Origin of the sequence: Mycolicibacterium sp. ND9-15, from assembly GCF_035918395.1 — a bacterium.
Classification (GTDB): domain Bacteria; phylum Actinomycetota; class Actinomycetes; order Mycobacteriales; family Mycobacteriaceae; genus Mycobacterium.
On record NZ_CP142362.1, the window covers coordinates 4,625,188 to 4,650,426 of the forward strand.

The window sequence follows — 25,239 nt, forward strand, 5'->3', positions numbered from 1 at the left end:
TGGGCGGCCATGGCAGCATGTGGACCCATGAACGCCAAGATCGGGGTCCTCGCGACCACTGTGCTGCTCGCGGCCACCGGATGCAGCCAGCTGGTCGACGGCCGCGCCGTGGTCGCGGTGCCGCCGCCCGGCAGCCCGATCGAGTGGGTCAAGTGCCAGACCAAACAACCCGACGAGTCGCGGATTCCGGCGGGCGCCGAGTGCGGAATGCTGTCGGTCCCGGTCGACTATGACGATCCCGACGGCGACGTCGCCCGCATCGCGATGATCCGGTTCAAGGCGACCGGCGACAAGATCGGCTCCCTGATCATCAACCCGGGCGGGCCGGGGGAGTCCGGTGTCGAAGCGGCGGTGGGCGTCGTCGGCTCGTTGCCGGAATCGGTGCGGGAGCGCTTCGACCTCGTCGGTTTCGATCCGCGGGGCGTCGCGAACTCCACCCCGGCACTGTGGTGCAACTCCGACGCCGACAATGACCGGTTGCGGGCCGAACCTCAGGTCGACTACTCGCCGCAGGGCATCGCCGAGATCGAGAAGGAGACCAAGGAGTTCGTCGGGCGCTGCGAGGACAAGATGGGCAAGGACTTCCTCGCCAACGTGGGAACCGTCAACGTGGCCAAGGATCTCGACGCGATGCGAGAGGCGCTCGGCGACGAGAAGCTGACCTACCTGGGCTACTCCTATGGCACCCGGATCGGGGCCACCTACGCCGAGAGCTTCCCGGACAAGGTGCGCGCGATGATCCTCGACGGCGCCGTGGACCCCAATGCCGACCCCACCGAAGCCAACGTGCGCCAGGCCGCCGCGTTCCAGACCGCCTTCGACGACTACGCCGCCGACTGTGCGAAGAACCCGGACTGCCCGCTGGGCACCGACCCGGCCAAGGCCACCGACGTCTACCACAGCCTGGTCGACCCGCTGGTGGACGAACCGCTCAAGACGTGGGACCCGCGCGGGCTGAGCTACTCCGATGCGATCGTCGGCACCATCCTGCCGCTGTACTCGCCGAACCTGTGGCGGCACCTGACGCAGGCGCTCAGCGAGATGCAGAGGGGGACCGGCGACACCATGCTCGCATTGGCCGACCTCTACATGGGCCGCGACGAGCAGGGCCACTACAACAACTCCACCGACGTCCGGGTTGCGGTCAACTGCATGGACAAGCCGGCGGTGACCGACCGCGACAAGGTCGCCGAGGAGGACCGGCGGGTCCGGTTGGCGGCGCCGTTCATGAGTTACGGCGAGTTCACCGGGCACGCCCCGCTGGGCACGTGCGCGTTCTGGCCGGTGCCGCCGACCAGCGAACCGCACGAGCTCAAGGTGGAGGGGCTGCCGCCGACGCTGGTGGTGTCGACGACCAACGATCCCGCGACGCCGTACCAGGCGGGCGTGGAACTGGCCAAGCAACTCGGCGGCTCTCTGGTGACGTTCGAGGGCACCCAGCACACGGTGGTGTTCCAGGGCAACCGGTGCGTCGACGACATCGCCGCCCGCTACCTCATCGACCTCGCGGTCCCGCCGCAGGACACCACCTGCTCGTCGGCCTGATCACAGCCGGGTCACCGTTGTATCGCGGCCCGCGACGCTGCGGGGGCGACGTGCAACCATGTCAGCCATGTGGCGGGTGGGGCGGACGGTGTCGGCGTTCGCGGTGGTGTTCATCATCGCCTGCCCCGTCGGCGCCGCGACGCCCGTGGACCGATCCGGCCAGGTGTACGGTCAGCCGCCGGCGTGGAGCGGATGTGAACGATTCATCGACGACGGCGCCGAGACGGCTTCGATCCCGACCGCCCGGTGCGGCACCGTCTCCGTACCCATCGACTACGCGAAACCCGAAGGCGTACAAGCGCAACTAGTTGTCATCCGGGTGCCGGCCACCGGCGACCGGATCGGGGTGCTGGTGGTCAACCCCGGCGGGCCCGGAGCATCGGCGGTCGACACCGTCGCGGGCATGGGCGCCGTGCTGGCCGACTCGGAGATCGGGCGCCGCTTCGATCTGGTCGGTATCGACCCACGTGGTGTCGGACACTCGACCCCGGAGTTGCGCTGCCGCACCGACGCCGAGTTCGACGCGTTCCGCCGCGAACCGCTGGCCGACTACAGCCCGGCCGGCGTCGCACACATCGAGCGGCTGTACGAGCAGTTCGCACGGGCGTGCACCGACAGGAATGGTGTCGAGTTCCTGGCCGGCGTCGGTACCGCGACCTCGGCGCGCGACATGGACGTCGTGCGCGCGGCGCTCGGCGAGGACCAGCTCAACTATCTCGGTTTCTCGTACGGCACCCGCCTCGGCGCCGCCTACGCCGAGCAGTACCCCGACCGGGTTCGGGCCATGGTGCTCGACGGCGCGGTCGACCCGCAGCTCGACCCGATCGACCAGCGGATCCGCCAGATGGCCGGTTTCCAGGCGGCGTTCGACGACTATGCGAGCGACTGCGCCACGTCGGCGGGCTGCCCGCTGGGCACCGACCCCGCCCGGTTCGTCGAGCGCTACCACCAGTTGGTCGATCCCCTGGTGCAGCGGCCAGGCCCCACGTCCGAGCCGCGCGGGCTCAGCTACCAGGACGCGATCACGGGCACGGTGAACGCGCTGTACACGCGGCAACACTGGAAGTTCCTGACCAGCGGCCTGCTCGGACTGCAGCGCGGCACGGACGCCGGCGACCTGTTGCTGCTCGCCGACGAATACCAGGGCCGCGACGCATCGGGGCACTACACCAACCAGCAGGACGCGTTCACCGCGATCGGCTGCGTCGATGCCGCATATCCGTCGGACGCCGCCACGTGGGCCGAGGTGGACCGCCGGGTCCGCGGGGCCGCCCCGTTCCTGTCCTACGGTGCGTTCACCGGATTCGCCCCGCGCGACGTCTGCACGATGTGGCCGGTGCCGCCTACGTCGTCGCCGCACCCCGCCTCGTCACCGGGACCCGGCAAGGTGGTCGTCGTCTCCACCACCCGGGACCCCGCAACGCCGTACCAGGCGGGCGTCGACCTCGCCCGACAGATGGACGCGCGGCTGATCACCTTTGACGGCACCCAACACACGGTGGTCTTCAACGGCGACGCCTGCGTCGACACCGCGGTGGTCGACTTTCTCGTCGACTCGGTCCTGCCGCCCGCGGGCTTGCGGTGTTAGCTCCGGCCTCCGGACGTGCTGTCGGCGATCTGAGCGAGCAGCAGCTCCAGACGATCTCGCTCGATCACCGGCTGACCGGTCGCCGCGGCGCTGAGCATGAGTCCGCCGATGAACATCACCGTCAGCTGCGCCCGGTCGTCGACGGCCGAGGGGTCGCCGTTCGCCCGCTGCGACCGCTCGGCGAGCTCTGTGTGCAGTCGACCGCCCCGAGGGGTACGACGGGGACTGGTGGCCGCTCAACCCCGGAGCCGGCAAGCTCCTGATGCGCAAGTGCGCCTGCGACTGGAACATCGAGATCGACGCCCAGGTAGCCATCAACCGCCTCGATGACGCCGGCGAGGACATGACGCCCGTCGAGATCGCGCGACGGTTCTCTGAGCTGGGCGACTGGATCAAGGGAATGATCGACTTCGACATGGAGCTGGTCCGGTACTACCGCGAGCACCACGGCTTCAACGTGCTGCTGCGGTCGAAGTGGATTCAGCAGGGCGGCGGCCTGGCCACCAAGCAGGCCTACTACGACGGCATCCATCAGATCGCCGACGACGAGGCGCTCATCGTCGAGTTCCCGGTACCGGCGAACTGCTACTACTGGCAGATCTTGGTGGCCGACGACCGTTTCTCGACCGTGGACTGGGTGAACCGGCAGTCCAGCCTCAACGACGTCCAGGCGCGGATCGATCCCGACGGCTGGTTTCGCGGCGTCGTCACCAAGCGCGACCCCGGCGTGCACAACTGGCTGGACAAGGCCGACTGGCCGTGGGGCATCCTGCAGGCCCGCTTCTACAAGGCCGACGAGTTCCCCGAGGTCACGGTGACGAAGGTGGCGGTCGACGAGGTGCTCGACCACCTCCCGGCGGGCACCGCTGTGCTCACCGGGCAGGAGCGGCAGGCGCAACTGCACCACCGTCGCACCGGCGCCCAATTGCGCCGCATCTGGTGATCCCACTGAACGCAGCCGCCGTGTAACACGGAATTAACAGCCGGTGCCTACGCTGCGGTCATGGATCGGCAGAAGGAATTCGTGCTGCGCACGCTGGAGGAACGTGACATCCGCTTCGTCCGGCTGTGGTTCACCGATGTGCTCGGATACCTGAAGTCGGTCGCGATCGCTCCTGCCGAACTCGAGGGCGCGTTCGAGGAAGGCATCGGTTTCGACGGTTCCTCGATCGAGGGCTTCGCCCGGGTGTCGGAAGCCGACATGGTGGCCCGCCCCGACCCGTCCACGTTCCAGGTGCTGCCGTGGACGGACGGCTCGGACCGAAACCATTCGGCGCGGATGTTCTGCGACATCACCATGCCCGACGGTTCGCCCTCATGGGCGGACTCGCGCCACGTGCTGCGCAGGCAACTGGCCAAGGCCAGTGATCTCGGTTTTTCCTGCTATGTGCATCCGGAGATCGAGTTCTTCTTACTGAAGCCGGGCGAGGACGACGGCACGGTGCCGGTGCCCGCGGACAACGGCGGATACTTCGACCAGGCCGTGCATGATTCGGCGCCAAACTTCCGCCGCCACGCCATCGACGCGCTCGAGCAGATGGGCATCTCGGTCGAGTTCAGCCACCACGAGGGCGCGCCCGGCCAGCAGGAGATCGACCTGCGCTACGCCGACGCGCTGTCGATGGCCGACAACGTGATGACGTTCCGCTACGTCGTCAAGGAGGTCGCGCTCGCCGACGGGGTGCGCGCGTCGTTCATGCCGAAGCCCTTCGCCGAACACCCCGGATCGGCCATGCACACGCACATGAGCCTGTTCGAGGGCGACACCAACGCCTTTCACAGCCCCGACGACCCGCTGCAACTCTCCGATGTCGCCAAGTCGTTCATCGCGGGCATCCTCGAGCACGCCAAGGAGATCAGCGCCGTCACCAATCAGTGGGTGAATTCCTACAAGCGCCTCGTGCACGGCGGCGAGGCGCCGACGGCGGCCTCGTGGGGTGCGGCGAATCGCTCGGCGCTGGTACGGGTTCCGATGTACACGCCGCGGAAGGCCTCCTCGCGGCGCGTCGAGGTTCGCAGCCCGGACTCGGCGTGCAACCCTTACCTGACGTTCGCGGTGCTGCTCGCCGCGGGGCTGCGGGGTATCGAGAAGAACTACGTGCTGGCACCCGAGGCAGAGGACAACGTCTGGACCCTCACCCCGGAGGAGCGCATCGCGATGGGTTACAAGGAGTTGCCCGGCAGCCTCGGTGCCGCGCTCACCGAGATGGAGAACTCCGAACTGGTCGCGGAAGCATTGGGCGAGCACGTCTTCGACTACTTCCTGCGCAACAAGCGCGCGGAGTGGGAGAACTACCGCAGCCACGTCACGCCGTTCGAGCTGAAGGCCTACCTGTCTCTCTAATTGGCGCTCGCGCTACCTTTCTAGCGTGGCCAAACCTGCGACGCAGCGTCCGAAGCTGCCGAGCGTAGGCCGGCTGGGGCTCGTCGAACCCACCGCGCCCGCGGACCTCGACCTGCTGGGCTGGAACACCGACGCGCACGTCGAACTGCTCTGGTCGTTGTCGCGTGCCCCCGACGCCGACACCGCGCTGCGCACGATGGTCCGACTCGCCGAGGCGATCGACGCCGGCTGGGACGAACTCAACCGCGCTCTGCTCACCAACCGAAGCCTGCGGGGACGGCTGTTCGCTGTGCTGGGTTCCTCGCTGGCCCTCGGCGACCACCTCGTCGCCCATCCGCAGAACTGGCGGCTGCTCGCCGGCGACGTCACGCTACCGCCCGCCGACGCCTTGCGCGAGATGTTCGTCGCGCAGGCCGACGAAGCATCCGACACGACGAGCGCACTGCAGCCGCTGCGCAAGCTCTACCGCGACCGGCTGCTGGTGCTGGCCAGTCTCGACCTGGCGCCGACGGTGGAGAACGAGCCGGTCCTGCCGTTCCCGACCGTCGGCGAGCACCTCTCGGATCTCGCCGACGCGGCGCTGGCCGCCGCGCTGCACCTCGCGATCAAGACGACCGGTGGGGACTCGCCGCCCCGCTTGGCGATCATCGCGATGGGCAAATGCGGTGCGCGCGAACTCAATTACGTCAGCGACGTCGACGTCATCTTCGTCGCTGAGCCCGCCGACGCGTTGGCGACCCGGGTGGCCGGGGAGCTGATGCGGTTCGCCGCCGACGCCTTCTTCGAAGTGGACGCCGGACTGCGGCCGGAGGGTAAGCACGGTCAACTGGTGCGCACGCTGGACTCGCACGTCGCGTATTACCAGCGCTGGGCCAAGACCTGGGAGTTCCAGGCGTTGATGAAGGCCCGACCGGCCGCCGGCGATCCCGAGCTGGGCCGGGCCTACATCGAGGCGGTGACGCCGATGGTGTGGACGGCCTGCGAGCGCGAAGACTTCGTGTCTGAGGTGCAGGCGATGCGCAGGCGGGTCGAGGAACTGGTGCCCGCCCGTCAGCGGTCGCGGGAGATCAAGCTGGGTACCGGCGGGCTGCGCGACGTCGAGTTCGCGGTGCAACTGCTGCAGCTGGTGCACGGCCGCAACGACGAGGCGCTGCACGTCGCATCGACGGTCGGCGCGCTGGACGCGCTCGGCAAACGGGGGTATGTCGGGCGCGACGATGCGGCGAACCTCACGGCGTCATACGAGTTCCTGCGGTTGCTCGAGCACCGGCTGCAGTTGCAGCGGCTGGTGCGTACCCACCTGCTCCCCGACGAGGAGGACGACGAAGCGCTGCGCTGGCTGGCCAGGGCCGCCCACGTGCGCCCCGACGGGACCCGGGATGCGCTCGGTGTGTTGCGTGAAGAGCTCAAGCGACAGAGCCTGCGGGTGTCGCGGCTGCACGAGAAGCTGTTCTACCAGCCGCTGCTGGAATCGGTTGGCCAACCGGCACTGAGCATGTCGGACGGCATGACCCAAGAGGCCGCCGAACGGCAGCTGGCGGCCCTGGGATACGAAGGCCCGCAGAGCGCGCTGACACACCTGGCCGCGCTGACCAGTAGCAGCGCCCGTCGCGGCCGGGTGCAGCAGGTCTTGTTGCCGACCCTGCTCAATTGGCTGTCCGACACGCCCGATCCGGACGCGGGCCTGCTGTCCTACCGCCGCATCAGCGATGCGCTGTCCGACCAGCGGTGGTTCCTCGCGACGCTGCGCGACGAGAGCGCCGTCGCCAAGCGGCTGATGAAGGTGTTGGGCACCTCGGCCTACGTTCCGGAGTTGCTCATGCGCGCACCGGAGGTCATCCAGTCCTACGCCGACGGCCCCGACGGGCCCAAGCTGCTCGACACCGAACCCGATGCGGTCGCGCGGGCGTTGGTCGCTTCGGCCGCAAGATATCCCGATCCGCAGCGGGCGATCGCGGCCGCGCGCACACTACGCAGGCGTGAACTGGCGCGGATCGCCTCGGCCGATCTGCTCGGCATGCTCGAAGTCACCGAGGTGTGTCGCGCGCTGACGGCCGTCTGGGTCGCGGTGCTGCAGGCCGCGCTGGAGGCGGTGATCCGCGCCAACACGTCGGACCGGGGACCGCTGGCTCGCATCGCGGTGATCGGGATGGGCCGGTTGGGCGGCGGCGAATTGGGCTACGGCTCGGATGCCGATGTGATGTTCGTATGCGAACCCGAACCCGGAGTCGAGGAATCGGATGCGGTGAGGTGGGCGGTGACGATCGCCGAGCAGGTGCGCACGCTGCTCGGGACGCCGAGCTCCGACCCGCCGCTGGAGGTCGACGCGAACCTGCGCCCGGAGGGCCGCAACGGCCCGCTGGTGCGTACCCTCGCCTCGTACCAGGCCTACTACGCGCGGTATGTGCAGACGTGGGAGGTGCAGGCGCTGTTACGGGCCGATTGCGTGGCAGGCGATCCCGACCTCGGCGAGCGGTTCCTGCTGATGATCGACAAGGTCCGTTACCCGCCCGGCGGTGTGTCCGCCGAAGCGGTGCAGGAGATTCGGCGGATCAAGGCGCGGGTTGACGCCGAACGGCTGCCGCGCGGCGCCGACCCGAACACCCATACCAAGCTGGGACGCGGGGGACTGGCCGACATCGAGTGGACGGTGCAGTTGCTGCAGCTGCGGTATGCGCACAAGGTGCCCGCACTGCACAACACGTCGACGCTGCAGTCACTCAACGCGATCGGCGTCGCCGAACTGATCGCCGAGGGCGATGTCGAACTGCTGCGCCAGGCGTGGCTGACGGCGACCAGCGCGCGCAACGCGCTGGTGCTGGTGCGGGGTAAGCCCACCGATCAACTGCCCGGAGGCGGCCGCCAGTTGAATGCCGTTGCGGTGGCCGCCGGTTGGGACACCGACGACGGTGGCGAGTTCCTCGACAACTACCTGCGGGTGACGAGGCGGGCAAAGGCAGTGGTGCGCAAGGTATTCGGCGGTGAGGCATAGCAGATGAGTATGGATTTCGGGTTCGACTCGATCAGCGACGAGGAGTACCAGCGGCAGCGAGCGCTGTACGGTCCGTTGACTGATGCGGTGCGGAAACTGATCTATGCGAGCCTGCACACCGAGATCGACGAGACCGCGGTCGCCGATGCCCAAGCGAAAATCGAGGCAGTCACCCAGCTGCTGGAGAGCAAGCACCGTTCGGTGACCACGACCTTGCGTCACGAGGCCACCGGACGTCCGCTGGCGTGGGCGAACCCGGCCGTCGGACTGCGCAATGCGATTGCACCCCCGATGATCATCCATCATGAAGGCGACGGTCGCTGTTGGACCGAGTTCACGCTGAGCGGCGCGTATGAAGGGCCGCCGGGGTGGGTGCACGGCGGTATCTGCGCGTTGGTGCTCGACCACCTGCTTGGTGAGGCCGCGAGCGAAGGCCTGACCCAGCCGAAGTTCACCGGTACCATCTCGCTTCGCTATCTGCGCGGAACGCCGCTGGGTCGATTACGCGCGGAGGCGTTCGTGGAGCGGTCCGAGGGTGTCAAGACATTCGCGCGTGGCTATCTGATCGACGCCGAGGGGCCCACCGTGGAGGCGGAGGGCGTCTTCATCCGGCCGGCATGGGCCAGGGACGTCGGATGAAGTTCTACGTCAGCCTTGCTTTCCTCGACACCCAACAGGTTGTCGAAATCGCCACAGCTGCAGACGATCTCGGCTACGAGGGTCTCGCGATACCGGACCACGTCGTCAATCTCGAGACGTTGAGGACGCCGTACCCCTACACCAAGGACGGTCGACGCCGGTGGGAGGCGTTCACCGACTGGCCGGACCCGTGGGTGCTGATCGGCGGCCTGGCCCTGGTCACATCGCGGGCTCGGTTCGTCACCACGGTGTACCTGCCCGCGATGCGGGATCCGTACTCGGCGGCGAAGTCGATCGGCACAGCGGCCGTTCTGGCCGGTGGGCGCCTGGAACTCGGCATCGGCGTCGGCTGGTGCGAGGAAGAGTTCACGTTGATCGGCCAGCAGTTCGCGCGGCGCGGCAAACGCACCGACGAGATGCTCGAGCTGATGAAGGACTTGTGGAAACCGGGCTGGACCGAGTTCCGCGGCGAGTTCTATCAGACGCCCCGGCTGGAGATGGAACCCACGCCGCCGCCGATCCCCGTGTATGTGGGCGGGCTCTCGGACATCGCGTTACGCCGAGCGGCGCGTCACAACGGCTGGATCGGCGACCTCATCACCACCGACCGGGCGCTCGAACGGGTCGCCAAATTGCGCGAGTTGCGCGCCGAAAACGGCCTGGGGATGGACGGTTTCGAGATCCTGACGCCGCTGACCGACGCGTTCACCGCCGAGCACTTCGACCGCGCGGCGGCAGGCGGCGTCACCGGCATCATCACGATGCCCTGGATGTTCTACGCCGGTCCGCAGGCATCGCTGACCGAGAAGATCGACGGGATGAAGCGGTTCCGGAAGGACCTCGGTCTGGACCGCTAGCCCCAACGAGCGATCACGTCGCTCACCGGCGCGGCTAGGCCACCGACGATCTCGACGTCGAGACCGGCCGCGAGTTCAGACCCGCCGACTGTCGGGCGCCGCCCGCCGTTCGCGTCAGTGCTCATCGCGATCGTCCCTCCGTCGCGGTCACGACGAGACGTGCGTTCTGTGCGCTGGCGGTGAAACCGCCGGTCCGCGCCTCACCGTCGAAATCGGCTGAGGAGGCCGCGACGCCGGACGGGTTCGTCGGTGGCATGACCGGTGGGAGCGGCGGTACCCGTGGCTACGCGACTCGGTCTCGCACCACCTGGCCCACCGCCTCGCCGGGTGTCGACCGACAAGGCCCCGGCGCCCAACCCGGCCAGCGCAAGGAAACCGAAGCAGTACAGTAGCGTGGCTTCTCCGCCGTTCTCTATCGGCCAGAAACTCGCCGGCGGACCGTCGAGCGGCGGCCAGTGCATCCAGAAGTAGGCGACCGCCATTTCGCCGGCGGCGATGAACGCCGCTATCCGCGTGAATAATCCGACAGTGATCAACAGACCGGCGACGAGTTCGATCAGCCCGGCCCACCAGAGCGGCCAGGTGCCGACCGGCACGGCCTCACCGATTGGCCAACCGAACATCTTCATCGTGCCGTGCAGGGTGAACAACAGTCCGGCGATGATCCGGAACAGGCTCAGCAGCGGTGACGAGTAACTGGAGAGGCGTGCATCGAAGGTCGTCATGCGTTTCGACCCTACGCGCAGACGCACTTCGGGCCGGGCGAAATGATCCGCCCGGCCCGAAGTGTCGAATCGTGTTTACACGTCGAAGTACAGCGCCACCTCGTACGGGTGCGGCCGGATCTGTACCGGCAGGATCTCGTTCTCCCGCTTGTAGGAGATCCAGGTCTCGATCAGATCCTCGGTGAACACCCCGCCCTCGGTGAGGTATTCGTGGTCCTCTTCGAGCTTGTCGATGACCGCCGACAGCGAGGTGGGCGCCTGCGGAATGTTGGCGGCCTCCTCCGGCGGCAGTTCGTAGAGGTCCTTGTCGACCGGGGTCTGCGGTTCGATCTTGCGCTTGATGCCGTCGATGCCGGCCATCAGCATCGCGGCGAACGCCAGGTACGGGTTGCCCGAGCTGTCGGGACAGCGGAACTCCAGGCGTTTGGCCTTCGGGTTGTTGCCGGTGATCGGGATACGCACACACGCCGAGCGGTTGCGCTGGCTGTACACCAGGTTGATCGGCGCCTCGTAGCCGGGCACCAGGCGCTTGTAGGAGTTCACCGTCGGGTTGGTGAACGCCAGCAACGACGGCGCGTGGTGCAGAATGCCGCCGATGTAGTGGCGCGCGATGTCCGACAGGCCCGCGTAGCCGGACTCGTCGTGGAACAGCGGCTGGCCTTCCTTCCACAGCGACTGATGCGCATGCATGCCGGACCCGTTGTCGCCGAACAGCGGCTTGGGCATGAAGGTCACGGTCTTGCCGGCCTGCCATGCGGTGTTCTTGACGATGTACTTGAACAGCAGCACGTCGTCGGCGGCATGAAGCATCGTGTTGAACTTGTAGTTGATCTCCGCCTGACCCGCGGTGCCCACCTCGTGGTGGCCACGCTCGAGGGTGAAGCCGGCGTTGATCAGGTTGGTGGCCATCTTGTCGCGCAGGTCCACGTAGTGGTCGTACGGCGCGACCGGAAAGTAGCCGCCCTTGGGCCGGACCTTGTAACCACGGTTCGCGCTGCCGTCGGCCTCGACCGGTTCGCCGGTGTTCCACCAGCCGGCTTCGGAGTCCACCTCGTAGAAGGTGCCGTTGATCCTCGAATCGAAGGTCACCGAGTCGAAGATGTAGAACTCGGCCTCGGCGCCGAAGTATGCCGTGTCGGCGATGCCGGTGCTGGCCAGGTAGTTCTCCGCCTTGCGGGCGACGTTTCGGGGGTCGCGTGAGTAGGCCTCGCGGGTGAACGGGTCGTGCACGAAGAAGTTCATGTTCAGCGTCTTCGCGGCGCGGAACGGGTCGATGCGTGCGGTCTCGGGGTCCGGCAGCAACATCATGTCGGATTCGTGGATCGACTGGAATCCGCGCACCGACGAGCCGTCGAAGGCCAGGCCGTCCTCGAAGACATCCTGTGTGAAGGCCGTAGCCGGAATCGAGAAGTGCTGAACGACGCCGGGCAGATCGCAGAACCGGATGTCGACGTATTCGACGTCCTGGTCCTTGATCAGCTTGAGAATGTCGTCGGCGGTCTTTTCTGCCACTGAGTTCTCTCCTTATATCTGGTAACTCGCGGGTTGACGCTAAGGACACGATGTTGCACGGTCGTCAACCGGATGTTGCGCCGAAGTTACGCAATCTCACGTCAGCGGCCTGATGGACTTCGCAGAGTCCCGCATATCCTGAGTCTATGGCCCGAACACTGGGGTCCTGGCTGTCGGGTCCGGATCCGACCAGCGACACCGGACCCGACGACTATCCCGGACAGCGCCTCGGTTTGCCGGAGACCGGCCCCGGCTCGATCGCCAGGTTCGGCAGGCGCATCGCCGCGCTGATGCTCGACTGGTTCATCGCCTACGGGCTGGTGGGATTCGTGGTCGGGCTCGGGTTGGTGAGCCGGGATGCCTTTCTGTACTCGTCGCTGGGTTCCACGTCCATCGCGGTGGTGTGGCTGGTGCTCGGCATCGTCTCGGTGCGGCTGTTCGGCTTCACACCCGGACAGTGGGCGCTGGGCCTGCGGGTCGCCTCGATCGATCACCGCATGCACGTCGGGATCGGCCGCGCCACGGTGCGCGGGCTGCTGGTGTTCTTCGTCATACCCGCGCTGTTCACCGACCGGGACTTCCGGGGCTACCAGGACCGGTTCACGAACACCGCGGTGGTCCGGCGGTAACTTCCCTTGGCGCCGAAACCGACGTTCTGGTTGAAAATCCGGTCGGACTACGACCATTTCGTCTGTTTCGCGGAACGCGGAAGGGTCAGCGCCTCCGCACGGTGCGCTGCACGCCGCGCATCTTGGCCTGCGTCGGCAGCGGCCCCTTCGGCATCGCGGCGGGCCCGGCCTTGGTGCCCAGCGCGGCCAGTCTCGACTCCAGCGAGTCCATCTGCTTGACGGTGATGTTGGCGGGCAGCTTGTTGAGGTGGCGCTCCAATTTGGCCAGTGGCACTTCGCCTTCGTCGTTGCCGATGATGACGTCGTAGATCGGGGTGTCGCCGACCAGTCGGGCGGTGCGTTTCTTCTCTTGCGCGAGCAGCGGCCGCACCCGCGACGGCGAACCCTCGCCGACGAAGATGACGCCGGGCCTGCCGATCACCCGGTGCACGGCATCGAAGTGGCCGGTCGCCGCGACACCGGGCGTCACCCGCCACTTGCCCCTCAGGTTGTCCAGCGCCCATGCCGCCGCGCCCGTCTGGCCCTCCGCCTTGCGGTAGACCGACTTCTGCGCGCGTCTGCCGAAGATGATGAACGCCACCAGCGCGCCGAGCACGATGCCCAGCGGAATCATCGTGTAGGTGGTGAAGCCGCCCGCGAAGAGTCCGAGCGCCACGGAACCGGCGACGATCAGCACGAACGCACCGATCATGTACGGCAGCAGCCGCTTGTCCTCTTTGCGCTGCATCTGGAACGCCTGCCACAGCTGGCTGCGGCGTTGCTTGGACGCGGCTTTGCGGGCCGCCTTCGCCTCGGCTTTCGCAGCCTTGACCTCAGCCGGATTGCGCTTCTTCGCCATCCGTTCAGGATACGGACGCGGATTTGGCCTGGGCATACAGCCGCCCGGCACGGTACGACGACCGCACCAGCGGACCGGCCAGCACACCGGCGAAGCCGAGCCGCTGCGCGAACTGCTCGAGCTCGACGAACTCGTCGGGATGCACCCAGCGCTCGACCGGGTGGTGGCGCAGCGACGGCCGCAGGTACTGGGTGATCGTGACGATGTCGCAGCCCGCGCCGTGCAGATCGGTCAGCGCGGTACGCACTTCGTCGGGCGTCTCGCCCATGCCGAGGATCAGGTTGGACTTGGTGACCAGCCCGTAGTCGCGAGCCGCGGTGAGCACGTCCAGGCTCCGCTCGTAGCGGAACGCGGGCCGAATCCGCTTGAAGATGCGCGGGACGGTTTCGACGTTGTGCGCCAGCACTTCTGGACGCGCCTCGAATACCTGCTGCAGCAGAGCGGAGTCACCGTTGAAGTCGGGGATCAGCAACTCGACGCCGGTGTTCGGGTTGAGCTCCTTGATCGCGCGCACCGTCTCGGCGTACAGCCAGGCGCCACCGTCGGGTAGATCGTCGCGGGCCACGCCGGTCACGGTCGAGTAGCGCAGGCCCATCGCCTGCACGCTCTCGGCCACCCGGCGCGGCTCGTCGCGGTCCAGTTCGGCGGGCTTGCCGGTGTCGATCTGGCAGAAATCACAGCGACGGGTGCACTGCTCACCGCCGATCAGGAACGTGGCCTCGCGGTCCTCCCAGCATTCGAAGATGTTGGGACAGCCGGCCTCCTCACAGACGGTGTGCAGGCCTTCGCGTTTGACCAGCGCCTTGAGCTCCTGGTACTCCGGGCCCATCCTCGCGCGGGTCTTGATCCACGGCGGCTTGCGCTCGATCGGTGTCTCGGCGTTGCGGACCTCGAGGCGCAAGAGTCGGCGACCTTCGGGTGTCACGGTCACGATGTCAACGCTACCTGCAACCGACCGTCCAGGGCGTCGCACACGGCGTCGGCCACTTGGTCGACGACGTCCGCCACCCCGACCCGACGTCGCAGTTCAGCCGTCAACGAAGTAACCCCGGCGTCGGAGATGCCGCACGGCACGATCGCCGAGAAGGCGGACAGATCACAGTCGCAGTTCAGCGCGAACCCGTGCAGGGTCGTCGCGCGCGCCACCCGGATCCCGACCGCGGCGAGCTTGCGCGCCGGGCCCCGGTCGTCGGCTGGTACCCACACCCCGGAGCGGCCCTCGACCCGGCCGGTTCGCACGCCGAGGTCGGAGGAAACCTTGATCAGCGACTCCTCGAGGCGCCGAACGAAGTTGACGACGTCGAGCGGTTCGGCCAACCCCACGATCGGATAGCCCACCAGTTGGCCGGGCCCGTGCCAGGTGATCTTGCCGCCGCGATCGGTGTCGATGACGGGTACGCCGCCGGCACCGGCTTCCGGCCGTTCCTCGGCCAGGGTGCGGCGCCCCGCGGTGTACACCGGCGGGTGCTCGAGCAGCAGCAGGGTGTCCGGGCCACCCGCGATCCGCTTCTCGGCGATCTCGCGCTGCAGCCGCCAGGCCTCCTCGTAGTCGATCGAGCCCAGCCGGCGCACGTCGATCGGCGCTGTCACCGACCGAATGGAACCCGCCATGGCTACGACGCTACTCCGGTGGCGTGGTGGCGAACGCCAACGCCTCGCCAATGGTGTTGTGGTGGAAGGCGAATCCGGCACGCTCGAGCGCCGCGGGGATGGCGCGCTGGCCGTCGAGCAGGCCCTCGTCGGCGAGTTCACCCAGCGCCATGCGCAGTGCGAACCCCGGCACCATCAGCGGTGTCGGGCGGTTGACCGCGCGGCCCAGCGCCGTGGTGAACTCGGCGTTGGTCACCGGGGCGGGACCGGTGAGGTTGACCGGCCCGGACAGTTCGTCGTGCGAGATCGCGAACAGCAGCGCGCGAACCTCATCCTCCAGACTGATCCACGGCATGTACTGGCGACCGTCGCCCAGTCGGGCGCCCAGTCCGAGGGAGAACAGCGGTTTGAGCCGACCGAGCATCCCGCCCGCGGGGGCCAGCACCAAGCCGGACCGCGCCAGCACGACCCGGGCGCCGTCCTGTTGCGCGGCCCAGGTGGCGGCCTCCCAGTCCACGCAGAGATCGGCCAGGAACCCGTCGCCGGCGGGCGCGGTCTCATCGGTGATCTGCGGGCCGGTGTCACCGTAGAAGCCGACCGCACTGGCGTTGACGAGTACGGGGACCTCGGCCTCGGCCACCGCGGTCGCGAGCACCTCCGTCGGCCCGATCCGGCTGTCGCGCAGGCTCTGCTTGAACGCGCCCGACCACCGCTTGTCGGCGACGCTGACCCCGCACAAGTTGACCACTGCGTCGACCCCGGCCAACGCCGCAGGGTCGAACTCACCGGCATCGGGATTCCAGAAGAGTTCGTCGGCGTTCGACGGCGCGCGCCGAACGATGCGCAGCACCCGGCGGTCGGTGGCGCGTAGTGCGTACACCAGTGCCGTGCCGATCAGACCGGAGGATCCCGCGATCGCGATTACAGCTTCGGACACGTCGGGCGTAAGCCTTTCTACAGACCCAGGTCGGCCTCGAATGCGCCTTCTTCGAGCCGGCGCTTGACGGTGGTCAGGAAGCGGCCGGCGTCCGCACCGTCGATCAGCCGGTGATCGTAGGTCAGCGGCAGGTAGCACACCGAGCGCACACCGATCGACTCGTTACCGAACTCGTCGGCGATCACCCGGGGTCGCTTGACGATGGCGCCGGTGCCCAGCATCGCCGCTTGCGGCGGCACCAGGATCGGTGTGTCGAACAGCGCGCCCTGGCTGCCGATGTTGGTGATCGTGAACGTCCCACCGGACAACTCGTCGGGCTTGAGGTCACCCGACCTGGCCCGCGCGGCGATGTCGGCGATCGCGCGCGCCAGTCCGCCCAGCGACAGGTCACCGGCGTTGTGAATCACCGGCGACAAGAGCCCCTGTTCGGTATCCACCGCGATGCCGAGGTGCTCGGCGTCATAGTAGGTGATCTCCTTGGTGTCTTCGCTGTAGCTGGCGTTGACGTTCGGATGAGCCTTCAGCGCGTCGATCACCGCCACCGCGATGAAGGGCAGGTACGTGAGGTTCACGCCCTCGCGTTCTACGAAGCCGGCCTTCGCGCGTGCCCGCAGCGACACGATCCTGGTCATGTCGACCTCGTGGGTCTGCGTCAATTGCGCTGTCGCCTGTAGGGATTCGCGCGTCTTCTTCGCCGTCAGCTGCCGGATGCGATTGGCCTTCTGCGTGGTGCCGCGCAGGTGCGCGAGCGGCGCCGAGGACACGGTGGCCTCGGCAGGTGCCTTCGCCGCCGCAGCCGTCTTGCCCCGCGCCTCCGCCGGGGCTTTGTTGGCTTCCGCCGCTGCGAGGACGTCCTGTTTGCGGATCCGTCCGCCGACGCCGGTGCCCTTCACGTTGGCGAGGTCGACGCCGTTTTCCGCGGCGAGCTTTCGTACCAACGGGGTGACGTACGGGCCGGATTCGCTCGCCGGCTGCGGTTCGGCCTTGGGCTTGGGCGCTGGCTTGGGTTCGGGTTTCGGCTCGGGTTTCGGTTCGGGCTTGGCCTCTTGCTCTGGTTCAGGTTCCGGCTCGGGCTCTGGTTCTGGTTCTGGTTCTGGTTCGGGTTCTGGCTCGGGCTCGGGCTCGCCACCGGCCTCCGCGTCGGCGTCACCGATCTTGGCCAGCTCGCCGCCGACCTCTACCGTGTCGTCCTCTTCTGCGGTGATCGAAACCAACGTGCCCGCCACCGGCGAGGGGATCTCGGTGTCGACCTTGTCCGTCGACACCTCGAGCAGTGGTTCGTCGACTTCCACACTGTCGCCGACCTTCTTCAGCCAGCGGGTGACGGTGCCCTCGGTCACCGACTCGCCGAGTTCGGGCATCAGCACCGGCGTCGTCTTGCCCGACGACTTCGCGGCCGGCTTGGCCTTCGGCCCGGATTCCGATTCCGTCTCCTCGGCAGCGGGTTCGGGCTGCGCGGCGGGCTCCTCTGCCGGCTTCTCCTCTTCGGCCTCCGGTTCTTCCTCGGCTTCCGGCTCTTCCTCGGTGGAGGAGTCATCGGAGCCATCGGAGTCGCCGCCCTCGTCGGCATCGCCGATGACCGCCAACTCACCGCCGACCTCAACGGTGTCGTCCTCCTGGGCGATGATCTTCTTCAGCACACCGGAAGCGGGTGCTGGAATCTCGGTGTCCACCTTGTCGGTGGAGACTTCGAGCAACGGCTCATCTTGATCGACCGTGTCACCCTCTTGCTTGAGCCATCGGGTGACAGTCCCCTCGGTCACGCTCTCACCGAGTGCGGGCATCTGAACGGAGATGGCCATGTGATTGACTCCCTCGCTCCCTTGAACGGTCGTCAGTCGTGCTGGGTGATCGTCTGCATACCCATCCTGTCACGTCCGGACGCGCAGTTCGCCGCAGACCTTCTGTCCCGTCGCTCTGGCACTATCGAGAAGGGTGACCGAAGGGAGCACGGACGGGAGTGGGCGTCCTCGACAGATTTCGGCGCGGGAAGCGTGAAGCCAGGGCTCCGGGTAACGACCCTGCAGCGGACCTGAACTACCTGCGCGAATGGGTCGCCGAACATACCGGCGTGGAAGCTTTCGTGGAACCGAAGACCACCGTCACCGACGTCACCGTGGTGCTGGTTGCCGCCGACGGCGAGTGGACCCGGCGCCGGGCGGGGGGAGATGCCGGCGCCAGGCGGCTGTCCGACCGGCTGAACATCCCCGTCTACGACGTGCAGAAAGTCGGGTACCCGCAGCGGATGCGAGATTACGACGAGCGACGCCGCATCGAACGCCGTCGTGCGGCCCGCCGGGAACTCGACGAGCGCTGATACGGTACCGGCGGTTCCGTCAGTCGCGGGAGGTGTGATGGAGGAGATCTCTCAGCGGTTCGTCGAGAGCTCGGACGACGTGCGGATCGCGGTCTACGAAGACGGCAATGCCGACGGTGCCACCCTGGTGCTCCTGCACGGGTGGCCGGACTCGCACGTGCTGTGGGACGGCATCGTGCCGCTGCTGGCCGAGCGCTTCCGTATCGTGCGATACGACAACCGTGGGGTCGGCAAATCGACTGTGCCCAAGCGTGTTTCGGCCTATCGCATGTCGCAGTACGCCGATGACTTCGAGGCCGTCGTCAGCGCCGTCAGCCCTGGGCAACCCGTGCACGTCATCGCCCACGACTGGGGTTCGGCAGCCATGTGGGAGTACCTGGCCCGGCCGGGCGCCGGTGACCGCGTCGCATCGTTCACGTCGATCTCCGGCCCCAGCATCGACCACCTGAACCGCTTCATCACCGGCAGCGTGATGCGCCCGTGGCGACCGCGCCGGTTCGTGCGTGCGCTGAGCCAGTTCCTGTCCTTTGCCTACATGGGACTCTTGTCGATCCCGGGCGTGGCCCCGTTGGCCGTGCGCGGTTTCGTCGCGGAGGTGGTCCGGCAGATCCTGCTGGTGCGGGACGGTATTCCGCACGAGCAACTGAACCATTCCGCGACCTACAAGGACGATGCTGCGAAGAGCGTCAAGGTCTACGGCGCCAACTACTGGCGGTCGATGAAGCCGGAACGGCCGGACCACCACGTCGACGTCCCGGTACAGCTCATCGTCAACGTCAAGGATCCGTTCGTGCGGCCCTACGTCTACGACGACACCAAGCACTGGGTGGCGCGGCTGTGGCGTCGCGACATCCGCGCCGGGCACTGGTCGCCGATGTCGCACCCGGAGGCGATCGCCCGGTCGGTCGAGCAGCTCGTCGACTTCCTCGACGGCAACCCCCCGGCGCGCGAACTGCTCCGCGCACAGGTGGGTCGGCCGCGCGAATATTTCGGTGACACACTGGTTTCGGTTACCGGCGCGGGTAGCGGTATCGGTCGCGAGACGGCGCTTGCATTCGCGCGCGAGGGTGCCGAGATCGTCGTCAGCGATGTCGACGAGGGCACCGTCAAGGAGACCGCGGCCCAGATCGCAGCGCGAGGAGGCATCGCGCACGCGTACACCGTCGACGTGTCCGACGCCGACGCTGTCGAACGGTTCGCCGACCGGGTGTGCGCCGAACACGGAGTGCCCGACATCGTGGTGAACAACGCGGGTGTCGGGCACGCCGGCATGTTCCTCGACACGCCGCGTGCGGAGTACGACCGGGTGTTGGCCATCAACTTCGGCGGAGTCGTCAACTGCTGCAGGTCTTTTGGGCGCAAACTTGTCGACCGCGGGTTGGGCGGGCACGTCGTCAACATCTCCTCGATGGCGGCCTACTCGCCGCAGCAGTCGATGAACGCCTACGCCACCAGCAAGGCGGCGGTGTTCATGTTCGGCGACTGCCTGCGCGCCGAACTGGACCAAGCCGGCGTCGGCCTGACGACGGTGTGCCCCGGCGTGATCGACACCAACATCGTCCGCACCACCCGGTTCGACGCCCCCGCAGGCAAGAGGGACAAGGTCGAAGCCCGTCGCGCCCAACTCGTGACGGCGTTCTCCAGGCGCCGGTACGGTCCCGACAAAGTCGCCAACGCGATCGTCTCCGCGGTCAAGAAGAACAAACCGATCCGCCCGGTCGCCCCGGAGGCGCACATCGTCTACGGGGTCGCGCACCTACTCCCGCCGGTGATGCGCAGCACCGCGCGCGGCAAGGTCGTCTAACGGCTAGCCGCTCGCGGCGATATCCTCCAGGACCGCGAACATCGTGCGCGTCGGCACACCGGTACCGCCCTTGCCGGTGTAGCCCCACGGCCCTCCGGTGTTGTACGCCGGGCCCGCGATGTCGACGTGCGCCCACTGCACGCCCTCGGGCACGAACTCGCGCAGGTACGTGCCTGCCACGAGCATGCCGGCGTACCGGGAACCGCTGACGTTGGCCAGGTCGGCGACCGTCGACTTGAGGTCGTCTTTGAGTTCCTCGGGCAACGGCATCGGCCAGGCGTTCTCCCCGACGGCCTGCGAAATATGCGCCACCCGGTCGCGGAACTCCTCACTGCCCATGACCCCCGGTGTGCGGGCGCCGAGCGCGACGGTCTGGGCGCCGGTGAGCGTCGAGGTCTCGATCAAGTAGTCCGGCTTGTCCTCGCCGGCCCGCGCGATCGCGTCGGCCAGGATCAGCCTGCCCTCCGCGTCGGTGTTGAGCACCTCGACCGTGGTGCCGCCGTACTGGGTCAGCACGTCGCCGGGACGCTGCGCGGTCGACGAGGGCATGTTCTCGGCCATCGGAACCGTGGCGATGACATCGATCGGCAGTTTCTGCTTCGCCGCCAGCACCACGGTGGCGATGACAGCCGCGGCGCCGCCCATGTCCGAGGTCATGTGGTGCATGTTCGCCGCGGGCTTGATCGAGATACCGCCGGTGTCGAACGTGATGCCCTTACCGACCAGGGCGACCTTCTTGCCTTTGCGTTTCGCGCCCTTGTGGGTCAACCGAACCAGTCGCGGTGGGCGTGACGAACCCTTGCCGACGCCGACGATGCCGCCATAACCCGCTTTCTCCAGCGCCTTCTCGTCGAGGATCTCCACGCCCAGACCCACCGCGTCTCCCAAAGCCTTTGCCCGCTGGGCGAACTCGGCGGGAAAGAGGTGGCTCGGAGGGGTGTTGACCAGATCGCGAGCGGTGGCCACCGCGGTCGCGATGTCGGCCGCCCGCTGCGCGGAGTCCCTGCCCGATCTGGTACCCGAGGCCAACGCGATGATCTCGCGCAGGCCGGCGTCCTTGGGGGCGGTCTTGTCGCTGCGGAAATCGCTGAACCGGTAGGCGCCGAGGATCAATCCCTCGACCGCGGCGGTCAGGTCGAGATCCGACAGCGTGGTCAGGACCGCCTCGGAGCCGTTGAGCGACCGGGCCGCCACCCCGGCGGCGCGGCGGATCAGGTCCGCTGGGTAACTGTCGCGTGACTTGCCGAGCCCGACCGCCAACACGCTGGCCACCGAAAGGGACGGCGCGACGACGCGGGTCACCTGCTCGCTGCCGGCCTTGGCGCCGAGCGCCTCCAGCGCGCCCTCGATATCCGTGACCGCCGCGGCGTCGAGGAACGGGCTCGACACCACCTTCGCCGAGGAGTCGTCGTCCCCGTTCACCACGGGCACGATCAGCACCGGGGCGCCGTCTTTGCCTTTGCGTAACGACGAGCTGACGGTGACGGCAGGGGCCTGGTATCCGGCGGTTGCAGGGCTCACGAACCCCAACCCTAGCTTCAGCCCCCGACATGGAGGTCGTAGGCCGTGACCGGACCCTCGAAGCCCTTGAGTGTCAATGGATCCAGCGGGGTCGCGGGCCGGTCGGGCAGCGCGTCGCGCACATCGGCAGCGGCGAGGATCTGACCGGGCGTCGCGGCGCTCACCAGCCGCGCGGCCAGGTTGACCGGGGTGCCGAAGTAATCTCCGCCGATCGCCAGCACCGAGCCGTACCCCAGGCCGGCCCGTATCCCCAGGCCGGCCTCGCGTGCCCGCGGATATTCGACGAGATCGGTGGCCACGTCGACCAGCTGCGCGGGGGCCGGCGCCACCCACATCACCTCATCGCCGATGAACTTCACCACCCGGCCGCCGTCGGCGTGCACCACATCGCTCACCGCGCCACTGAACTCGACCAGCAGATCGGACAACTCGGTCGGGCTGAGCCGCTGAGTCAGCACCGTGAAGCCGGACAGATCGGCGAACCCGACTCCGCAGGTGACCATGGCCGACGCATCATGGACCACGGCCTCGAAGTAGGCCCGGGCGCTGGCGATGTGGTGACGCCACACCGAATCCATCAACGCCGAGATTCCCGGCACGAGCTCGGCAACCGCGCGGTGAGCCCGTGCCGTGGTGAGCTCGTCGCGACTGTGCCCCAGCAGCAGGTCGGGCTGTGCCTGCCGGATCATCGTCCCGCTGGCCTCGGCCAGGCGCGCCATCGTCGCGCCGATGATCCGCAGGAAATTCAGCGCCGCGTCGGCGCCGATCATCGCGCTGATCGTCCGCCAGGACGCCAGCGCGTCGACGTCGGCTTGGCTCAGCGCCGGCAGGTCGAGGTCGCTCACCGTCAGCCCGAGCGCCTGCCAGGCACGGGCCAGGTCGGCGAGCGGTACGCCCAGCCGCTCGGCGACCGCGCGCAGGCTGTGGGTGGGGCGCCCCGACCACTGCAGCACGTCGCCGGCGAGGCCGAAGAGCCGGCCGCGGCGCTCGGCGTCGACCATGTCCTCGGCGGTGAACCCCAGCGAGTCGAGGTAGGCGATGAGCCCGGCCCGTCCGTGGGCGTCGGCGATCCCCGCAGCTTCCAGCGCGTCGAGGTCGACCACCCGCACAAGTGTGCCAACTGGGCGGCTCCCTTAGGGTGGATCGGCGTGACACACGCTGAGATGAACAACGTGTCGAGAGGCCCGTTGGAAGAGCGCCACCGTGAACTGGGGGCCAGCTTCGCGGAGTTCGGCGGCTGGCTGATGCCGGTCTCGTACGCGGGTACGGTCAGCGAGCACACCGCGACCCGTACCTCGGTCGGGCTGTTCGACGTCAGCCATCTGGGCAAGGCGTCGGTGCGCGGACCCGGCGCCGCCGAGTACATCAACTCGACCCTCACCAACGACCTGGGCCGCATCGGCCCGGGCAAGGCGCAATACACCTTGTGCTGCACCGATGTAGGCGGGGTCGCCGGTGTCATAGACGACCTCATCGCTTACTACGTCTCCGACGACGAGATCTTCCTGGTGCCCAATGCCGCAAACACCGCCGCGGTCGTCGAAGCGCTGTGGGAGCGAGCGCCGGCCGGCCTGACGATCACCGACGAACACCGGTCCTACGCGGTGCTCGCGGTTCAGGGGCCGAAATCGGCCCGGGTGGTCGGCGCGCTGGGGTTACCGACCGACATGGATTACATGGGCTACGCCGACGCCGAGTTCGACGGAGTGCCCGTGCGGGTCTGCCGCACCGGCTACACCGGCGAGCACGGCTACGAACTGCTGCCCTCCTGGGACCGCGCGACTGTGGTGTTCGACGCACTCCTCGAGGCGGTCACGGCGGCGGGTGGCGAGCCTGCGGGTCTCGGCGCCCGCGACACCCTGCGCACCGAGATGGGCTATCCGCTGCACGGTCACGAGCTCTCGCTGAACTTCTCGCCGCTAGAGGCGCGCTGCGGTTGGGCCATCGGCTGGCGCAAGGACGCGTTCTGGGGGCGCGAGGCGTTGCTGGCCGAGAAGGAGCGCGGCCCACGTCGACTCCTGCGCGGGCTGAAGGCGGTCGGGAGGGGAGTGTTGCGCGCGGACCTCGCGGTGCTCGACGGTGACCGTCAGGTGGGCGTGACGACGTCGGGAACCTTTTCTCCCACGCTGAAAGCCGGCATCGCGCTAGCCCTCATCGACACCGCCGCCGACATCGCCGACGGACACCGGGTCACGGTCGACGTCCGCGGCCGCGCCGTCGAGTGCGAGGTGCTCAAGCCGCCGTTCATCGAGGCAAAAACCCGGTAGCGGTGCAGATATACAATCGCTGCATGACTGACGGCCCCCTCGAGTTCACGGTTGAGCGCAACGCGAACCCGGCGAACGACGAGGTACGGGCGTCGATCCTGGCCAATCCCGGATTCGGGCACTACCACACCGATTACATGGTCTCGATCGATTACGTCGAGGGTGACGGCTGGCACAACGCGCGCGTAACCCCGTACGGCCCGATCGAACTCGACCCGTCGGCAATCGTGCTGCATTACGCGCAGGAGATCTTCGAGGGTCTCAAGGCGTATCGCTGGGCCGACGGCTCGGTGGTGTCGTTTCGGCCCGAGGCCAACGCGCGCAGGCTACGCATGTCGGCGCGCCGGCTGGCGATCCCAGAACTGCCCGAGGACGTCTTCATCGAGTCGCTGCGTCAGATGATCGCCGTCGACGAGCGATGGGTCCCGCCCGCCGGTGGGGAGGAATCGCTGTATCTGCGGCCGTTCGTGTTCGCCACCGAGCCCGGACTCGGGGTGCGCCCGGCAACCCAGTACCGCTACATGGTCATCGCCTCACCCGCGGGCGCCTACTTCAAGGGCGGTATCAAACCGGTCAGCGTGTGGCTGTCCACCGAGTACGTGCGGGCCTGCCCCGGTGGCACCGGCGCGGCGAAATTCGGTGGCAACTACGCCGCTTCGCTGCTCGCACAGGCTCAAGCGGCGGACAACGACTGCGACCAGGTGGTGTGGCTGGACGCCGCCGAACGACGGTACGTCGAAGAGATGGGCGGGATGAACCTGTTCTTCGTGTTCGGCAGCGGCGGGTCGGCACGGCTGGTCACTCCCGAGCTGAGCGGCTCGATCCTGCCGGGGGTGACACGGGATTCGTTGCTGCAGTTGGCAACCGATGCCGGTTTCGCCGTCGAGGAGCGCAAGATCGACGTGGAAGAATGGCAGAAGAAGGCGGCCGCGGGCGAGATAACCGAGGTATTCGCCTGTGGGACCGCGGCGGTCATCACGCCGGTCGCTCGGGTCAAGCACGCCGACGGTGAGTTCGGCATCGCCGACGGCGGGCCGGGGGAGATCACGATGGCGCTGCGCGACACGCTGACCGGGATTCAGCGCGGCACGTTCGCCGACACGCACGGCTGGATGGCCCGGCTCGGCTGAGCCT

General features: G+C 67.9%; 22 protein-coding genes. 12 read left to right on the forward strand and 10 right to left on the reverse strand.

Going from position 1 to position 25,239, the window contains the following annotated elements:
• Positions 1-27 precede the first annotated feature (27 nt).
• The 7 genes from QGN32_RS21895 (at position 28) to QGN32_RS21925 (ending at position 9,965) form a co-directional block, all read left to right on the forward strand.
• Positions 28-1,545 carry an alpha/beta hydrolase gene (locus QGN32_RS21895; protein WP_326546268.1) on the forward strand — a complete coding sequence of 506 codons (1,518 nt, stop codon included), beginning with the start codon at positions 28-30 and terminating at the stop codon, positions 1,543-1,545.
• Between the two features lie 58 nt (positions 1,546-1,603).
• Complete coding sequence (locus tag QGN32_RS21900) at positions 1,604-3,133, forward strand: alpha/beta hydrolase (protein ID WP_326546269.1); 1,530 nt, start codon at positions 1,604-1,606, stop codon at positions 3,131-3,133.
• A 262-nt stretch (positions 3,134-3,395) separates the two neighbouring features.
• Positions 3,396-4,076, forward strand: a complete 681-nt coding sequence (locus QGN32_RS21905; RefSeq protein ID WP_326546270.1) for a hypothetical protein — start codon at positions 3,396-3,398, stop codon at positions 4,074-4,076.
• A gap of 60 nt (positions 4,077-4,136) precedes the next feature.
• On the forward strand, positions 4,137-5,477 hold the full coding sequence (glnA, locus tag QGN32_RS21910) for a type I glutamate--ammonia ligase (RefSeq protein ID WP_326546271.1): 1,341 nt from the start codon (positions 4,137-4,139) through the stop codon (positions 5,475-5,477).
• 25 nt (positions 5,478-5,502) lie between these two features.
• Complete coding sequence (locus QGN32_RS21915) at positions 5,503-8,469, forward strand: bifunctional [glutamine synthetase] adenylyltransferase/[glutamine synthetase]-adenylyl-L-tyrosine phosphorylase (protein WP_326546272.1); 2,967 nt, start codon at positions 5,503-5,505, stop codon at positions 8,467-8,469.
• A 3-nt stretch (positions 8,470-8,472) separates the two neighbouring features.
• On the forward strand, positions 8,473-9,108 hold the full coding sequence (locus tag QGN32_RS21920) for a PaaI family thioesterase (protein WP_326546273.1): 636 nt from the start codon (positions 8,473-8,475) through the stop codon (positions 9,106-9,108).
• Positions 9,105-9,965: a TIGR03619 family F420-dependent LLM class oxidoreductase gene (locus tag QGN32_RS21925; RefSeq protein WP_326546274.1), complete on the forward strand. Its 861-nt coding sequence runs from the start codon at positions 9,105-9,107 to the stop codon at positions 9,963-9,965. The genes QGN32_RS21920 and QGN32_RS21925 overlap by 4 nt, the downstream gene beginning before the upstream one ends.
• On the opposite strand, the gene QGN32_RS21930 is transcribed toward QGN32_RS21925, so the two are convergent.
• The 3 genes from QGN32_RS21930 to glnA (QGN32_RS21940) form a co-directional block, all read right to left on the reverse strand.
• Positions 9,962-10,090: a hypothetical protein gene (locus QGN32_RS21930; RefSeq protein WP_326546275.1), complete on the reverse strand. Its 129-nt coding sequence runs from the start codon at positions 10,088-10,090 to the stop codon at positions 9,962-9,964. The genes QGN32_RS21925 and QGN32_RS21930 overlap by 4 nt on opposite strands.
• Positions 10,091-10,165: 75 nt before the next feature.
• Positions 10,166-10,690 (reverse strand): DoxX family protein, encoded by a 525-nt coding sequence (locus tag QGN32_RS21935; protein WP_326546276.1) that lies wholly within the window; start codon positions 10,688-10,690, stop codon positions 10,166-10,168.
• A gap of 75 nt (positions 10,691-10,765) precedes the next feature.
• Positions 10,766-12,202: a type I glutamate--ammonia ligase gene (glnA, locus tag QGN32_RS21940; RefSeq protein ID WP_326546277.1), complete on the reverse strand. Its 1,437-nt coding sequence runs from the start codon at positions 12,200-12,202 to the stop codon at positions 10,766-10,768.
• A gap of 146 nt (positions 12,203-12,348) precedes the next feature.
• Here glnA (QGN32_RS21940) and QGN32_RS21945 point away from each other — a divergent pair, with 146 nt between their 5' ends.
• Complete coding sequence (locus tag QGN32_RS21945) at positions 12,349-12,831, forward strand: RDD family protein (RefSeq protein ID WP_326546278.1); 483 nt, start codon at positions 12,349-12,351, stop codon at positions 12,829-12,831.
• An 85-nt stretch (positions 12,832-12,916) separates the two neighbouring features.
• On the opposite strand, the gene QGN32_RS21950 is transcribed toward QGN32_RS21945, so the two are convergent.
• The 5 genes from QGN32_RS21950 to sucB are packed head-to-tail and all read right to left on the reverse strand — an operon-like array spanning position 12,917 to position 17,998.
• Positions 12,917-13,669 (reverse strand): DUF4191 domain-containing protein, encoded by a 753-nt coding sequence (locus QGN32_RS21950; protein ID WP_326546279.1) that lies wholly within the window; start codon positions 13,667-13,669, stop codon positions 12,917-12,919.
• A gap of 4 nt (positions 13,670-13,673) precedes the next feature.
• Complete coding sequence (gene lipA, locus QGN32_RS21955) at positions 13,674-14,600, reverse strand: lipoyl synthase (protein ID WP_326546280.1); 927 nt, start codon at positions 14,598-14,600, stop codon at positions 13,674-13,676.
• Positions 14,597-15,280, reverse strand: coding sequence for a lipoyl(octanoyl) transferase LipB (gene lipB, locus QGN32_RS21960; protein ID WP_326546281.1), 684 nt, complete (start codon positions 15,278-15,280; stop codon positions 14,597-14,599). Before lipB ends, lipA begins: the two co-directional genes overlap by 4 nt.
• Before the next feature lie 10 nt (positions 15,281-15,290).
• Positions 15,291-16,196, reverse strand: a complete 906-nt coding sequence (locus QGN32_RS21965; protein WP_326546282.1) for a TIGR01777 family oxidoreductase — start codon at positions 16,194-16,196, stop codon at positions 15,291-15,293.
• A 17-nt stretch (positions 16,197-16,213) separates the two neighbouring features.
• Positions 16,214-17,998, reverse strand: coding sequence for a 2-oxoglutarate dehydrogenase, E2 component, dihydrolipoamide succinyltransferase (sucB, locus tag QGN32_RS21970; RefSeq protein ID WP_326546283.1), 1,785 nt, complete (start codon positions 17,996-17,998; stop codon positions 16,214-16,216).
• A 158-nt stretch (positions 17,999-18,156) separates the two neighbouring features.
• On the opposite strand from sucB, the gene QGN32_RS21975 reads away from it, so the two are divergent.
• On the forward strand, positions 18,157-18,513 hold the full coding sequence (locus tag QGN32_RS21975; protein WP_326546284.1) for an oxidoreductase: 357 nt from the start codon (positions 18,157-18,159) through the stop codon (positions 18,511-18,513).
• A 37-nt stretch (positions 18,514-18,550) separates the two neighbouring features.
• Positions 18,551-20,317: an SDR family oxidoreductase gene (locus tag QGN32_RS21980; protein ID WP_326546285.1), complete on the forward strand. Its 1,767-nt coding sequence runs from the start codon at positions 18,551-18,553 to the stop codon at positions 20,315-20,317.
• 3 nt (positions 20,318-20,320) lie between these two features.
• Here QGN32_RS21980 and QGN32_RS21985 read toward each other — a convergent pair whose 3' ends face one another.
• Both QGN32_RS21985 and QGN32_RS21990 read right to left on the reverse strand, forming a co-directional pair.
• The gene (locus tag QGN32_RS21985; RefSeq protein WP_326546286.1) at positions 20,321-21,838 is read right to left on the reverse strand and encodes a leucyl aminopeptidase; all 1,518 of its coding nucleotides are present in this window, start codon (positions 21,836-21,838) and stop codon (positions 20,321-20,323) included.
• A 17-nt stretch (positions 21,839-21,855) separates the two neighbouring features.
• Positions 21,856-22,941 carry an adenylate/guanylate cyclase domain-containing protein gene (locus QGN32_RS21990; RefSeq protein ID WP_326546287.1) on the reverse strand — a complete coding sequence of 362 codons (1,086 nt, stop codon included), beginning with the start codon at positions 22,939-22,941 and terminating at the stop codon, positions 21,856-21,858.
• A 60-nt stretch (positions 22,942-23,001) separates the two neighbouring features.
• Between QGN32_RS21990 and gcvT the strand changes: the two genes are divergently transcribed.
• Together gcvT and QGN32_RS22000 are read left to right on the forward strand one after the other, a co-directional pair.
• The gene (gene gcvT / locus QGN32_RS21995; protein WP_326549202.1) at positions 23,002-24,105 is read left to right on the forward strand and encodes a glycine cleavage system aminomethyltransferase GcvT; all 1,104 of its coding nucleotides are present in this window, start codon (positions 23,002-23,004) and stop codon (positions 24,103-24,105) included.
• Between the two features lie 23 nt (positions 24,106-24,128).
• Entirely contained in the window at positions 24,129-25,235 is a 1,107-nt protein-coding gene (locus tag QGN32_RS22000; protein WP_326546288.1) for a branched-chain amino acid aminotransferase, read from the forward strand.
• Positions 25,236-25,239 lie beyond the last annotated feature (4 nt).

What these genes read in the sequence shown, in the direction of transcription:
- QGN32_RS21900 (WP_326546269.1), top strand. Translation starts at nt 1,604, where the DNA reads ATGTCAGCCATGTGGCGGGTGGGGCGGACGGTGTCGGCGTTCGCGGTG.
- sucB (WP_326546283.1), bottom strand. Translation starts at nt 17,998, where the DNA reads ATGGCCATCTCCGTTCAGATGCCCGCACTCGGTGAGAGCGTGACCGAG.
- lipB (WP_326546281.1), bottom strand. Translation starts at nt 15,280, where the DNA reads ATGGCGGGTTCCATTCGGTCGGTGACAGCGCCGATCGACGTGCGCCGG.
- QGN32_RS21935 (WP_326546276.1), bottom strand. Translation starts at nt 10,690, where the DNA reads ATGACGACCTTCGATGCACGCCTCTCCAGTTACTCGTCACCGCTGCTG.
- QGN32_RS21930 (WP_326546275.1), bottom strand. Translation starts at nt 10,090, where the DNA reads ATGAGCACTGACGCGAACGGCGGGCGGCGCCCGACAGTCGGCGGGTCT.
- QGN32_RS21950 (WP_326546279.1), bottom strand. Translation starts at nt 13,669, where the DNA reads ATGGCGAAGAAGCGCAATCCGGCTGAGGTCAAGGCTGCGAAAGCCGAG.
- gcvT (WP_326549202.1), top strand. Translation starts at nt 23,002, where the DNA reads ATGAACAACGTGTCGAGAGGCCCGTTGGAAGAGCGCCACCGTGAACTG.
- glnA (WP_326546271.1), top strand. Translation starts at nt 4,137, where the DNA reads ATGGATCGGCAGAAGGAATTCGTGCTGCGCACGCTGGAGGAACGTGAC.
- QGN32_RS21905 (WP_326546270.1), top strand. Translation starts at nt 3,396, where the DNA reads ATGCGCAAGTGCGCCTGCGACTGGAACATCGAGATCGACGCCCAGGTA.
- QGN32_RS21980 (WP_326546285.1), top strand. Translation starts at nt 18,551, where the DNA reads ATGGAGGAGATCTCTCAGCGGTTCGTCGAGAGCTCGGACGACGTGCGG.
- QGN32_RS21895 (WP_326546268.1), top strand. Translation starts at nt 28, where the DNA reads ATGAACGCCAAGATCGGGGTCCTCGCGACCACTGTGCTGCTCGCGGCC.
- QGN32_RS21945 (WP_326546278.1), top strand. Translation starts at nt 12,349, where the DNA reads ATGGCCCGAACACTGGGGTCCTGGCTGTCGGGTCCGGATCCGACCAGC.
- QGN32_RS21920 (WP_326546273.1), top strand. Translation starts at nt 8,473, where the DNA reads ATGAGTATGGATTTCGGGTTCGACTCGATCAGCGACGAGGAGTACCAG.
- QGN32_RS22000 (WP_326546288.1), top strand. Translation starts at nt 24,129, where the DNA reads ATGACTGACGGCCCCCTCGAGTTCACGGTTGAGCGCAACGCGAACCCG.
- QGN32_RS21925 (WP_326546274.1), top strand. Translation starts at nt 9,105, where the DNA reads ATGAAGTTCTACGTCAGCCTTGCTTTCCTCGACACCCAACAGGTTGTC.